Below are 13,247 nucleotides of genomic sequence, written 5' to 3'. Positions count from 1 at the left end.
CAGCATTGGACGCCTACGGCGTCCGCGCTATCCTTCCTCGGCCTGAAGGCCGAGGTTTGACGCGCATCCCGATCAAGCCGCGGCTTCGGAGAAACGCAGGCCGATCAGCCCCACAAGCGCCAGGCTCAAGAAAAAGATCCGCGGCCAGTTCGTGCCCTCCTGGAAGACGAAGATGCCGATGGCTTCGGACACTCGGATACGCGGGAGTCATTGCGTGCGTTCTTCGAGGTGGACCGGCATTTCATCGCTGTGGCCGCGCTGAAGGCCCTGGCGGACGAAGGAAGGATTCCACGCGCACGCGTCAGCCAGGCGATCCGGAGCTACGGCATTGATATTGGCAAGGTGGACCCGGCGGCGGTTTGATGATGGCACCCTTGCGTGCTCCGCCGATTGAATGCATGGGTTGCCGCCATGCGTTCGCTTTTGGATGGGGAAGCATGGTCGCCGCAGTTTAAGCGGCGTCGGCTTGCGCATCGGATTTATCGTGCGGCCTTATTCCCATTTCCTTCGCATAAAGCTCTCCCCAGTCCGCCAGCGTTGCCATGGCACGATTGAGTGAAGCGCCGAGGTCCGTTGCGGAATATTCCACCCGCGGCGGCACTTCGGCAAAGACCTCCCGGCGCACCAGGCCGTCCGCCTCCATCTCCCGTAACTGCTGGATCAGCATCTTTTCGCTGGCGTCCGGCAGCAGCCGATTCAGTTCGCCAAAGCGGCGCCCATGCTGGTGGATTTCCCAAAGGATCACTGCCTTCCACTTGCCGCCGATCACATCGAAGGCAGGTCCGATACCGCAGCAATATGGGTTATTGCGGGCCATATTTTCTCCATTATTTACTTTTTGGTGGGTACCTTACATTTTAGTAGGTACTTGACCCTGCGTAATTGGAATCCATATTATCCAGGCGTCAACGCGCTGATATCAACACACTGATAACCGGATAATACGCCATGAAAGAAATATCGATAATTGGGCTTGGGTCGATGGGCGAGACCATTGCTCGCCTGTACTTGCGCAGCGGGTATCGCGTCACGCTCTGGAACCGGACGGCATCCAAGGCGCAACCGCTTGTGCAGGAGGGCGCGGTGCTGGCGCCCAGCGCGGCTGCCGCCGCCCGCGCAAGCGCCATTGTTCTGATGTGTGTCTACGACTATAAGGCTGCCGACGAGATTCTCCACGCGCAGGATGTTGGCGCGGCCCTGGCGGGACGCCTGCTGATTCAATTGACCACCGGCAGCCCGCAAGACGCCCGCGACAGCGCGGCGTGGGCGCGTCAGCAAGATGCGGCCTATCTCGATGGAGCGATCCAGGCCGCGCCGAGCCAGATGGGACAGGCCGATACGCCGATCCTGGTGTCCGGCGACAATGCCGTTTTTCGCCGCGCGGAAGCTGCCTTGAGAATCCTTGGCGGCAACATCGTCTATCTCGGCGATAAGATCGGCTCGGCTTCGACGATGGATCTCGCCACGCTCTCGTACATCTATGGGGCGGTGCTCGGCTTCATGCACGGGGCACGCATCGCCGAGTCCGAGGGCATCGACGTGGCGGCCTATGGCGCGGTTGTTGCCGATATCTCGCCAACCTTTGGCGCCTTCCTCAAGCACGAGGGCGGGGTGATCCAGTCGGGGGATTTCACGATCTCCGAAAGCCCGCTCAGGATTTCGGTGGAAGCGACGCAGCGCCTGTTGCAGACGGCGCGAGAGGCGGGTATCAATAGCGAGTTCCCCGCCTACGCGTCGGGTCTGCTAAAGCGAGCCGCGGACGCCGGCTACGGCGGGGAGGAACTCGCTGCCCTCATCAAGGTACTGCGCCAGTAGCATCGACACCGGCTCCGCGCCTGGCCAGCCGGGCAGGGAGGGCGGCTGCCGCCGCCCTCCTCTCATCCACGATGTTACGCCGCGGGTTGTGCAGCGCGCTGCTGCAAGCGCAGTACAGCGTCGCGAGCGGCAGCGCCAAGCTCGGCAAGGTCCAGGCCCGGAATCGCATCGTGCTCCACCACCATGCGTCCGCCCACCAGCAGCGCGCGCAATGCCGGCCGCCCACCGCTGGCCACGGGGGCAATGGCCGGATCGTGCAGGCCAAAGCAGCGCGGGTCGTCGAGCCGGTAGATGGCAAGGTCGGCCGCCTTGCCCGGCTGCAGCGTGCCCACCGCATCCAGGCCGAGCACGGCAGCCCCGCCCGCCGTGCCCCAGCGCACTACATCTTCCACGCGCGCGGCGTCGGCGCCGCCTTCATGGTCGCCACCCTCGGCGCGCGGCCGGGCACCATGGCCTCGGCGCGCGCGCTGCAGCAGCCACGCCGCATGGGTTTCGGAAATCATGTCGGCCGCTTCGTTGGAGGCGGCGCCGTCCACGCCGATCGACACTGGCACGCCCGCGGCTTCCAGCGCCGGGATATCCGCGATGCCGCTGCCCAGCCTGCCGTTGCTCTGCGGGCAGTGCGCGATGCCAGTACCGGTCGCGCCGAGCTGGTGGATTTCATCCGCGCCCAGTTTCACCAGGTGGGCGAACCACACATCGCGGCCAAGCCATTCGTACTCGCCACAGAAGGCCACGGGGGTCGTCTGGTACTTGTCTCGCGCAGCGTTCTGGTATTCCACTGTCTCGGACAAATGGCTGTGCAGCCGGATGCCAAGCCGGCGCGCGGTGCGCGCGCTGGTGCGCAACTCCTCGGGCGACATGGAGTAGAGCGGCGTGGTGGGCGCCATCACCACGCGCCGCATGGCATCTGGCGCGGGCTGGTGGTAGCGCGCGGTGAGCCGTTCGCAATCGCCCAGGAACTGGTCGAGCGTTTCGGGACGCAGCGCCTGCGGCAGGTCGCTCTCCAGCTGGCGCGTGCGGGTGGCGCCGCCGCGGCACAGCACAAAGCGCAGCCCCAGCGCCTCGGCTTCCTCGAACAGGATGGCGGAGCTGTCGTAGGGCATGCCGGGATAGTAGAGATAATTGTGGTCCGCCACCGTGCCGCAGCCGCTGCGCACCAGTTCGATCAGGCCAATGCGGGCGGCAAGCCGGAAGGTGGTTTCGTCAAAGGCGGCGCGAAAGCGATAGGGCGTAGCCCCGAGCCACGGCGTGAGCGTCAGGTCCAGCCCCGGCGGATCGCCCTTGAGCAGCGACTGGAACAGGTGATGATGGGTGTTGACCCAGGCCGGGTAGATCACGCAGTCGGTGGCGTCGATGACTTGCTCGCCAGGGCGCGGCGCCAGCTTGCCGATGGCCTCGATGGTGCCGCCTGCCACGCGCAGGTCCGGCCCGGCGTGGCGCTCGCCCTCACCCGTTCCGTCACCGGTACCCTTCAGGCCGGTCAGGATGGCGGTGGCATTGCGAATCAGGATGGTATTGGTCGTCATGCCAGCTCGCTTTCGTGCCAGTGCGACAGCGCCATGCGCGACACCACCACCATCACGCCGAACAACGCCACGCCGGTCAGCGTGATCAGGAACAGCGCGGCGAACAGGCGCGGGATATTGAGCGCGAAGCCGGCCTGCAGGATCTGGTAGGCCAGCCCCGCACCCGTGCCACCTGTACCCGCCACAAACTCCGCCACTACCGCACCGATCAGCGCCAGGCCGCAGGAGATCCGCAGGCCGCCGAAGAAATAGGGCAGCGCGCTGGGAATGCGCAGGCGGCGCAAGGTATCCCAGCGGCTCGCGCGGTTGATGCGGAACAGGTTGAGCAGGCCGGGGTTGACGCTGCGCAGGCCCAGCACCGTGTTGGAGATGATCGGGAACACGGCCACCATGGTGGCGCAGATCACCAGCGCCATCGTCGGTTCCTTGACCCAGATGATGATCAGCGGCGCGATCGCTACCACCGGCGTGACCTGCAGCAGGATCGCGTAGGGAAACAGGCTGGCTTCAATCAGGCGGCTCTGCACGAAGACGAACGCCGAGGCGGTGCCGACCACCACGGCCAGCGCGAAGGCCAGCATGGTGATGCGCAGCGTCACCCATAGCGAGCCGGACAGCAGGCTCCAGTCTTCCACCAGCGCATGGCCGATGGCGGTGGGCGTGGGCACCAGGTACGCGGGGACGGCGAGCGCGGTGCAGATCGCCTGCCAGGCCAGCAACAGCAGCACGCCGACGGCAAGCGGGGCAGCCACGCGCTGTATGGCGGGGCGCGACAGTAGCGGGGGATTCATGGGGGCTCCTTGTTATCCGTGGGACCGATGCGGCTGCCGGGCTCAGTGCTCGTTGGGGTCGACGCCGGTGTTGGCCTGCGTCAGCAGCGCCGACAATTGCGCGCAGTACTGCATGAAGGCCGGCGAGACGCGAAAGGCTTCATCGCGGACCTGCGGACCCTCGATCGCCACGTCGGCAATCACGCGGCCCGGGCGCGCCGCCATCACCACCACGCGGCTCGACAGGTAGACCGCTTCGTAGATGCTATGGGTGACGAAGACCACCGTGAGGCCGCGCTCGGCCCACAGTGCGCGCAGGTCGGCGTCGAGCTTGTTGCGGGTGAACTCGTCGAGCGCGCCGAAGGGCTCATCCATCAGCAGCAGGTCCGGGTTGGTCGCCAGCGCCCGCGCAATCGACACGCGCATCTGCATGCCGCCCGACAACTCGCGCGGATAGACCGCGGCGAAGCGGCCCAGCCCCACCAGCGCCAGCGCGCGCTGCACGCGTTCGTCGGCCTCGGCGCGCGGCATGCGGGCCAGGTCCAGCGGCAGCCGCACGTTGTCGGCCACGCGCGCCCACGGCATCAGCGTGGCTTCCTGGAACACCATCGCCAGCGTGCGGCCGGCGCTGTTGGTGGCGCTGTTGGTGGCGCAGTTGGTTGCGGTCGGAAGCGAGGGGTTGCCCCACCAGCGCATATGGCCCGCCGACGGCGTTTCCAATCCGGCAAACAGCTTGAGCAAGGTGCTCTTGCCGCAGCCGGACGGGCCCAGCAGCGAGACGAACTCGCCGGGCCTGATCGCCAGCTTGACGCGCTCCAGCGCCACGGTGCCGTTGGGGTAGGTCTTCTCGACCTGGTTGGCGAACAGCAGCGGCGCGTCGGCATCACGCCGGCTGCTGCCAGCGGGCTCGGGTTCGCCGCAGGCGTTGGACGCAAGGCCGCCGGCGCTGGGGGCAGCAGCGGGGGCTTGCACGGCACTGCGAAAGAGGACGCTCATGGCTGTCTCCGTATGGAATGGTTCCGGGGCTATCGGCTATCGGAAGTCCGGTTTAACCGCGAACCACGGGAATGCGGAAGGCTTCCTTCTCGCCATGCTGGGTGAACAATTCCATCAGCATCTTGCGCATCAGCAAGCCGGGCTTGTCGGATTCCATATGGAATTCAACGCGGCGGCGCGTGTCCACGCAGGCGTCGTAGTCCGTGGCTTCCAGGATGTCGCGATCCTCGCCGACGATGGGCGCGTCCCAATCGATCAGCTCCTGGGTCGAGCAGTCTTCCTCGCTGTCATTGCGGTACAGCCATTGCGACAGCATCACGCTCTTGTCGTCGATCGGCGTGGCGCAGTTGTAGATGATGTGATGGCGCCCGCTGGCGGGATAAGTGCAGCCGAAGCGGCGCGTGAACGGCAGGTCCCAGCGGTTGAACATATGCCGATGCGTGATGGGCTCGGTGGTGCCGGTAACGCGGTGGCCCGCCTCGATATTGCGGATCGGCACCAGCGTCTCCGCCTCGAACCCCCACTCGCGCTGCTGCAGTTCGTACTTCTCCGGCTTGGGCTGCTCGGACAAGCCAAAGTTGGCGCGGTGCACGAAGCTGAAGTGCGAGTTGTCGAAGGAATTCTCCATCACGCGCAGCGAGCTGGTGTTCCACTTCTCGTAGAACTGGAAGATGCGGCGGTAGGCGGGGTCTCCATCCTCCGGGAAATCGGGGATGGGCTGCAGCGGATCGTCCAGCGCCACCCACACGTAGCCGTATTTCTCTTGCACGTGATAAGCCTGCACCTTCGCGCCCGAGGGGATGGCGTTGTCTGGCGCCTGCGGAATCCGCACGCAGCTGCCCGAGCAGTTGTATTCCCAGCCGTGGTAGCCGCAGACGATATCGCCGCGCTCGTTGACCCAGCCCTTGGACAGGCGTGCGGTGCGGTGGCAGCAGCGGTCCTGCAGCGCCGCGGGCTTGCCGTCGGCGCCCCTCCACAGCACCAGGTTTTCGCCCAGCAGGGTAAAGGGCTTAGGGCCGTCGTCGAGCATCGAGACCGGCATCAGTGCGTACCAGAAGCGGCGCAGTACGGGTTGTTGGGTGACCAGCATGTCGAAAATCCTTGTATGGGGTTGATCTTGAATAGCGCGGCCGCGCGCTTCAGGGCATGACCTTGAGGTCCTTCACGAATTGCGTGGTGTAGGCCTGCTTCCAGTCGGTATCGGCCTTGAGCAGCCCGGCGGCTACCATGAAGTCGCGCGTCTTCTGCCAGCGCGCATCGGTCATCACGCCGATGCCGTAGCGGGCCGCGTCGCCACCGCCGACCATGTGGTACTCCTTGAGTTTTTCCACGCCCCAGGCAAGCTGGTCGTCCTTCATGTTGGGGTTCTCCTGCTTGATCAGCGCATTGGCCGGGGCAGGGTCCGCCAGGTAGCTCTTCCAGCCTTCCATGGTCGCCTTGACGAAGCGCGCGACCACGTCCGGCTTTTCCTTGACCATCTTCTGCATGGCGACGATGGTGGTGCCGTAGGGCGGGTAGCCATCGTCGGCGAACAGGAAGAAGCGCGTCTTCGCGCCGGCCTTGCTGGCCGAGAACACTTCGGACGACGCGTAGGCTTGCTGGGCCGATTGCGGATCGGCAAAGAAGGGCTGCAGGTTGAAGGTATAGACGCGCGACTGGGATTCCTCGAGCTTGTACTTGCCCTTGAGCCACGGCCACCAGGTGGTGCGCCCCGAGGTGGAGACCAGCACCGTACGGCTCTTCAGGTCGGCCAGGCTCTTGACGTCCTCGTGGGTCATCATGCCTTGCAGGTCGGTCTGGAAGGAGGTCGCCACGGTGGTCACCGGCACGCCTTGCTCCACGCTCTTGAGCACCTGCAGGTCGTAGCCCATCAGGAAGTCGGCCTGGCCGCGGGTGAGGATCTGCATCCCGTTGACCTGCGGGCCACCCATGCGAACCGTGACATCGAGGTCGTACTTCCTGTAGATGCCTTTCGCTACCGCTTGATAAAAGCCGCCGTGTTCCGCCTGGGCATACCAGGAGGTGAGGAACGTCACCTTGTCGGCGGCGAGCGCGGTGGCGGGGACGGCGGCGAGCGTGAGCGCGGCGCAGGCGCCGGCGATCAACAGGCGGCGCAATGGGGAAGGCGTCTTCATGGGGGCTCCTGTGCGGATGTTTGCGGGGGAAATCAGGGCGGGTACGGCAACAGGCGGGCAACGGCGCAGGACGCGAGCGGCGGCATGGCCGCCGGACGCATCTGCGAAATGGAATAAGGGCTTGAAGATGGGGGACATCGTGGGCGCTCTCTTTTCTCTCGTGCCCGGCCTGGTGGCCGGATCCAAACGCCCGGATGCATCTCGCGATGCGAGTCAACCAGGCGTGCGACCGGATGGTCGCGAGAGCAATGTCCCACGCCGGGATGCGTCTGCCCCGCTGGGGGAGGCGCATCGGCGCTAACCGCTTCTACTCGATAGCTTGTTCAGCAAGAGGTGTGCCAACGGCAGCGGTGAATGCCGCGTCCCAAATGCGCCGGATCGTGGCACGCCGCTGGGCAGCCCTGGTGCATGATCGCCTGGCGCGTTGCACGACGTGCACCAATTCGGTGAGAGATGCGGTGCCCGGTGCGATCAGGAGCCGGTGCTGGTCCTGACCAGCCCGCCGCAGCGGCCGATAGCGGTGGTGACACAGCACGCGTTGCCGGACCAGTCGCCACCGATCACCAGGCCGGTGGGACCTGCGATCAGGCGGCGATGGCACAGGCCGGGCACCAGCAGGGGCTCGGGTGACGTGGGCGCGCGCGCATCGCGCGGGCCGCTGCCCGGCGCGCGCGCCGGTGGCACTTCCTCGGTCCACAGGTAGGCGGTGCCCCCGGGCACGGCCTGCACGGCTTGCGGCGGGCCCCACTGCGCCTTGGCTTGCTCGATCGGGGCGGATTGCCACGAATCCAGGATTCGCTGCATGGCGGATTGTTCGATGCCTGCGCAGCCGCCCGGGGCGATGGCGGCGAGTAGGGTCAACCAAAGGCGAGGGGAGATGGAGAGACGGCGGACGGCAGGCATGGCAGCTCCAGGGGAGCAAGCATGCCCCCTTCGCGCAGACTAGCCTAGCCGCCCGCCTTGCCGCAAGCGGCCTGAGACGCTTTATGCGGGCTTGCCCACAGTTGGCGCCAGCACGGCCTTGTCGGCGTCGCGGGACGGGTCGTGCGCGCTGTCGTCGCCACCGGCCTGGCCCAGGTCCATGCCCTTGGTTTCCGGCAGCAGCAGTGCGGCGCCCATCACCATCATGTAGCCTACGCCAGCCACGATGGCGATCGCCAGCGGCAGCGAGGTGCGGCCGGTGCTGAGCCAGCCCACCGTCAGCGGGAACAGTGAGCCGATCACGCGCCCGACGTTGTACGAGACGCCATAACCCGTGGCGCGGATATCGTTGGGATATGACTCCGAGATGGTGGCGCCGATGCCGGCGAACACGCCCTGCATCAGTACGCCAAGCGGGAAGCCCAGGAACAGCATCGACGTGTTCGAGACCGGTATCACCATATAGACCAGCGCCATGGCGAAGGCGCCGGCGGCAAAGGCGATATAGGTCAGGCGGCGGCCCCAGCGGTCGGTGGCATAGGCGCCGGCCACATAGCCCACCAGTGATCCGACGATCGTCATGGCCAGGTAGGAACTCGTGCCGAACACCGACAGCCCGCGCTCGGTCTTGAGGAACGTGGGCAGCCAGGTGGCAATCGCATAGTAGGCGCCCAGCATGCCGCCCGACAGCAGGCTGCACAGCACGGTCTTGCCCAGCAGCGGCCTGCGGCCGAGCCGCGCCAGCTGCTGCCATGCGGTGGGGCCGCTGCCGGTGCCACCGGCGGCGCGTTCGGCCTGGCTCTTGGTGAAGACCTCAGGCTCTTCCAGGTTGCGGCGCAGGTAGATCACCACCAGCGCCGGCAGGATGCCCATGAAGAAACAGACGCGCCAGGCGGTTTCGGCGGGGAAGATGCTGAAGGTGATGGCGTAGGCAATGGCCGCCGCGCCCCAGCCGAAGGAGTAGCTGCTGGCGGTGAAGCCGGAATATTTGCCGCGGTGCGCCGGGTTGCGGATCATCTCCGTCACCAGCACCATGCACAGCGAGGATTCGCCGCCGAAGCCCAGGCCCTGCAGCATGCGGAAGGCCAGCAGTTGCTCGGGCGTGTTGGCCAGCCCGCACAGGAAGCAGGCGACGGCGAACACCACGATGGTCCAGCGCAATACGCGCACCCGACCGTAGCGGTCAGCCAGCACGCCCGCGCCGATGGCGCCCACCAGCGATGACACCAAGGTCCACGTGACAATGGCGCCGGCGGCCGACTTGCTCATGCCCCACTGGGTCAGCAGCGTCGAAATCAGGAAGGAATAGATCATGAAGTCGAACACGTCGACCGCATGACCGAGGAACGCGCCGTAAAACCCCTTGCGCTCCATTGTCGATAAATCCTTGAACCAGGTGAACATGATCTTTCCTTCGTGTCTTCGCTTTGGGGGGCGGTGCGCTGTTCTTTTATGGCGCCGGGGCGCTTTACACCGTGTGGGACTGGGACTGGGACTGGAGCCGGGCCGGCGGTGGCCGGAAGGCAAAACCCGCTGCTTCCAGCAACTGGGCAAAACGCAATGCGCTCAGGTCTTCGAATCTCGCGGCGACGATCTGCACGCCCACCGGCAGGCCGCTGCGGCCCGGGCCGATCGGCGCCACCGTCGAGGGCAGGCCGCACAGGCCGGAGTGCCCGGCCCAGAACAACTGGTTGGTGAGCGGTTGCGCCCGGCCGTTGACCTGGAGCGTGCGCTGCCACGGCTCGCCGGCTTCATCCAGCGCAAAGGCGGTGGTGGCGGCCGCCGGGCACAGCATCACGTCCACCTCGCCAAAGAAGCGTTGCCAGGCCTGCGCGAAGGTGGCCCGGGCTTGCTGCAGCTGCAGCCATTGCCGGTGCCGGATGCCCGCGCCGGTGAATTGCAGCGTGGCATAGCTGTGGTCCTCGGGCGCGGCGCCGGCGGCGCGGGCCAGTGCGGCGTCGAAGCCGGCGTCATCCATATGGATCGATGTGGTGGCCCGCAGCATCAGCACATAGGTGTGCCAGAGGGCCGAAGCATCGAAGTCCGGGCGCGCGTTCCAGCGTACCTGGGCGCCCTGTCCCTCCAGCCAGCGGCCAAGCTTTTCGATCTCGTCGCTGACTTCCCCGTCGGCCTCGCACAGCGGATGGCTCGGCAGCACGGCGACGCGAAAGTCGGCCAGTGCGTGCTTGCGGCAGGGCGGCAGCGTCAGGCGATAGGCCTGCGCTTCGCTGCCGTCCGGACCGGCCAGCGCCCGCAGCAGCAGTTCCAGGTCCTGCGCGCTGCGCGCCAGCGGCCCCGCCACGTTGATGTCCTGCTCGCCGTAGCCGTGGCCAATGCCGTGGCCGCGCAGCGGCACCAGCCCGTGGCTGCTCTTGTGCGAGAACACGCCGCAGTAGTGCGCCGGGTTGCGCAGCGACGAGCCGATGTCGGAGCCCACGTCGAAGAAACTCATGCCCGCGCAGACGGCCGCGGCGCTGCCGCCGGACGAGCCGCCCGGGGTGCGGCTGGGGTCGCGCGGGTTGCGGGTGGTGCCGTAGATGGCGTTGTAGCTTTGCCAGTCGCGCAGCCCGATCGGCACGTTGGTCTTGCCCAGCAACACCGCGCCAGCCGCGCGCAGGCGCTCGACCACGGCCGAGTCGCTGGCAGCAATGTTGTGGCGCAGCGCCGGGTTGCCGCACGTGGTGGGCCAGCCTGCCACGTCGAAGGATTCCTTGATGGAGAAGGGAATGCCGTCCAGCGCGCCAAGCGGTTCCCCGCGGCGCCGGCGCCGGTCGCTGGCCTCGGCCGCGGCGCGGGCGGCGGCGAAATCCGCCAGGATGATGGCGTTGATCTCCCGATGCGAGGCGGCATAGGCGGCCTCGCACCAGTTCACCAGGTCTTGCGCGCTGGCGTGGCCTTTGGCCAACAACGCTGCGGCTTCCCATACCGGCAGGAAGCACGCCTCTTTCTGCCGGGTGTCTGTGCTTGCTAGGTCTTGCCGGGTCACGGTGGCGCTCCGTCTTGTGGGGTCTCGTGGCCAAGGCGCACGGGGTCGGGGATCGGTCGGCCTATCGCCGAAATCGGTATACTATATTCATTTAATTGCAGAGGGCAAGCCAAATGTCCAGGCGGTCACGATCCGCCGCTTTCTGGTGCAATGCAGCAGTTTTCAGCACAAATCCGGGGTTCGCGGGGAAGGCGATAAAAGGTCGCGCACCGCGGCGGGGCACGAGTTCCAGGTGATTTGGTATACCGTTTATGCTCTTTGGCTGGGCTGATGGTGCCCAAAAGAGAGAGGGCCGGGGTGGTGGCCCGGCCTAGTGATCGAAGAAGGACAGGGTCTGCTGGTCTGGGCTTGGCGCCCTGCGCCGGTGCGTGAGCGCTGGGGCGGCTGGCGCGGATGCGGTCCGCGGCTCCGTGTCCGGCCGGGGTGAGGGCGGCGCTTGCAGCTCGAATTGCCGCACGGGTTCCAGCGCAATGGCACTGGCGATCAACGCCGCCAGCCTTGGCGCCAGGATCTGGTAGGTGTCCAGGTCGAAGCGTGCAGGCGAGGATAACAGGCCTGGTGCCTCCTCCAGCGTGGGCACCGAGCCCAGGTAACACCAGTCTTCCAGGATATGCCACCACGCCTTGGCGCCGTGCTGCTCGCGCCATGCCACCGCACCCGCGAACGGCCAGGGCCGGATCGCCAGGCCGGCCAGCGCTGCCGCCGCCCGTTCACGGTGAGCCGCCAGTGACTCGTCGCCAGTGCACGCGCCCTGGCAGCGGTGCAGTTGACGCGCGAAGCAGGGCAGGCCGCGCCGCGCGGTTTTTTCCAGGGCGAGGGCGACCTGGCAGAGCTGATGAGTTTGCGCCAGTTCGGCCAGCCGGGCCTGGGCACTGGCCCGGCTGGGAAAGGCGCCATACAGATTAGGGTGCCGGCTGAAATCGGTGTCCCGATCCGAGCGCAATATCGGCGCGCTCAGTCCGGGGGCCAGTTCCCACGCATAGAGCCCGGCGTTCTGGCGCAGCATCTGGTTGTGCAGCGGCTGCATCGTCTTGATCAGGTGGGCTTCCAGCAGCAGCGCGCCGGCCTCGCCGCCGGTCTCGCGCCATTCGACTCGGCGCACCGCGCGTGCCAGCCGCATTTCCAGGGCGGCACGATGATCGCCGGAGAAATGCGCGCCGATGCGTTGGCGCAGGTGGATGCTCTTCCCTATATAGAGAGGCATGTCCTGGTCGCCATAAAAGAGATAGACGCCCGGGGTGTCGGGAACGTCGTCCAGCGCGGTTTCTTCCAGCCCGGCAGGCAGGCTCGCCCGCTTGATCAGCGACTGCACTGCGGATTCGACCAGGTCCACCGTATAGAGCTCGTGGACCTTCTGCCAGAATTGCCACAACAGCTCAGCATCGGCGAGAGCCCGGTGCCGGCCCTTGGGCTGCAACTCGAACCGGGCGATCAACGCATCCAGCCCGTGGCGCGCCGCCGAGGGAAACAGCGAGCGCGAGAGCCGTACCGTGCACAGGACATCGGCGCGAAAGGTGACGCCAACGCGGCGGAACTCATTCTTAAGGAAGCCATAGTCGAAGCGCGCGTTGTGCGCGACGAAGAGCTTGCCCTGCAACCGCTCCGCGAGCGACTCCGCCAGTGACTCGAAGCTTGGCCGTCCACGCACCATGTCGTCGGTGATGCCGGTCAGTTGCTGGATAAAGGGCGGGATGCCGATGCCCGGGTCTACCAGGGTGTCCCATTCGATAATGCCGTCCGGTCCCACCTCCACAACGCCGATCTCGGTAATACGGTCGCGTGTGCCGTCGGAGCCTGTCGTTTCCAGGTCGACAAAGACAATTGGGCGTGAAAGTGCTGCTGCCAGCGCTTGCGCATCCAGATGCCGGGGCGCATTCGCCGGCTGGCGCGATGGCAGGTAGATAGGAAGGTCAGGCATCCGTCGATTCTAATAGATAGCAGCCGCGCGAATGCTGCCCTGCGCTGGGGCACGCAAGCCTGCTTCATCACCGTGTCACAGACCGCGCTGAAGAAATTCAAGAAAAGGCTTGCCAGGACCGGGGGAGCGTCTTATTATTCGCCCCCTCGCAACACAAAAGACCGCTGCAAAGCAGAC

General features: G+C 66.3%; 11 protein-coding genes and 1 pseudogene. 2 read left to right on the top strand and 10 right to left on the bottom strand.

Annotated features, from left to right (window positions below):
• Positions 1–177 precede the first annotated feature (177 nt).
• Positions 178–363 (top strand): annotated as a pseudogene (locus ACGLHR_RS47340) (hypothetical protein); the annotation flags it as partial.
• Positions 364–451: 88 nt separating this feature from the next.
• Here ACGLHR_RS47340 and ACGLHR_RS47335 read toward each other — a convergent pair.
• Positions 452–817, bottom strand: a complete 366-nt coding sequence (locus ACGLHR_RS47335) for a winged helix-turn-helix transcriptional regulator (protein ID WP_400102673.1) — start codon at positions 815–817, stop codon at positions 452–454.
• Between the two features lie 131 nt (positions 818–948).
• Between ACGLHR_RS47335 and ACGLHR_RS47330 the strand changes: the two genes are divergently transcribed.
• Complete coding sequence (locus tag ACGLHR_RS47330) at positions 949–1,815, top strand: NAD(P)-dependent oxidoreductase (RefSeq protein ID WP_400102672.1); 867 nt, start codon at positions 949–951, stop codon at positions 1,813–1,815.
• A gap of 74 nt (positions 1,816–1,889) precedes the next feature.
• On the opposite strand, the gene ACGLHR_RS47325 is transcribed toward ACGLHR_RS47330, so the two are convergent.
• From ACGLHR_RS47325 to ACGLHR_RS47285, 9 genes are all read right to left on the bottom strand, one after another.
• Complete coding sequence (locus ACGLHR_RS47325; RefSeq protein ID WP_400102671.1) at positions 1,890–3,344, bottom strand: amidohydrolase family protein; 1,455 nt, start codon at positions 3,342–3,344, stop codon at positions 1,890–1,892.
• A complete protein-coding gene (locus ACGLHR_RS47320; RefSeq protein ID WP_400102670.1) occupies positions 3,341–4,135 on the bottom strand; it encodes an ABC transporter permease in 795 nt (264 codons plus the stop codon). Before ACGLHR_RS47320 ends, ACGLHR_RS47325 begins: the two co-directional genes overlap by 4 nt.
• Before the next feature lie 42 nt (positions 4,136–4,177).
• Complete coding sequence (locus ACGLHR_RS47315; RefSeq protein ID WP_400102669.1) at positions 4,178–5,110, bottom strand: ABC transporter ATP-binding protein; 933 nt, start codon at positions 5,108–5,110, stop codon at positions 4,178–4,180.
• Between the two features lie 52 nt (positions 5,111–5,162).
• On the bottom strand, positions 5,163–6,200 hold the full coding sequence (locus ACGLHR_RS47310; RefSeq protein ID WP_400102668.1) for a Rieske 2Fe-2S domain-containing protein: 1,038 nt from the start codon (positions 6,198–6,200) through the stop codon (positions 5,163–5,165).
• A gap of 49 nt (positions 6,201–6,249) precedes the next feature.
• A complete protein-coding gene (locus ACGLHR_RS47305; RefSeq protein ID WP_400102667.1) occupies positions 6,250–7,245 on the bottom strand; it encodes an ABC transporter substrate-binding protein in 996 nt (331 codons plus the stop codon).
• Between the two features lie 471 nt (positions 7,246–7,716).
• Positions 7,717–8,148, bottom strand: coding sequence for a hypothetical protein (locus ACGLHR_RS47300; RefSeq protein WP_400102666.1), 432 nt, complete (start codon positions 8,146–8,148; stop codon positions 7,717–7,719).
• A gap of 81 nt (positions 8,149–8,229) precedes the next feature.
• A complete protein-coding gene (locus tag ACGLHR_RS47295; RefSeq protein ID WP_400102665.1) occupies positions 8,230–9,570 on the bottom strand; it encodes an MFS transporter in 1,341 nt (446 codons plus the stop codon).
• A 64-nt stretch (positions 9,571–9,634) separates the two neighbouring features.
• Positions 9,635–11,152: an amidase gene (locus tag ACGLHR_RS47290; RefSeq protein WP_400102664.1), complete on the bottom strand. Its 1,518-nt coding sequence runs from the start codon at positions 11,150–11,152 to the stop codon at positions 9,635–9,637.
• 310 nt (positions 11,153–11,462) lie between these two features.
• Positions 11,463–13,070, bottom strand: a complete 1,608-nt coding sequence (locus ACGLHR_RS47285; protein WP_400102663.1) for an exonuclease domain-containing protein — start codon at positions 13,068–13,070, stop codon at positions 11,463–11,465.
• Positions 13,071–13,247 lie beyond the last annotated feature (177 nt).

Origin of the sequence: Cupriavidus sp. CuC1 (genome assembly GCF_044627735.1) — a bacterium.
GTDB classification, from domain to species: domain Bacteria; phylum Pseudomonadota; class Gammaproteobacteria; order Burkholderiales; family Burkholderiaceae; genus Cupriavidus; species Cupriavidus ulmosensis.
This window is presented reverse-complemented; position numbering and strand designations above follow the sequence as displayed.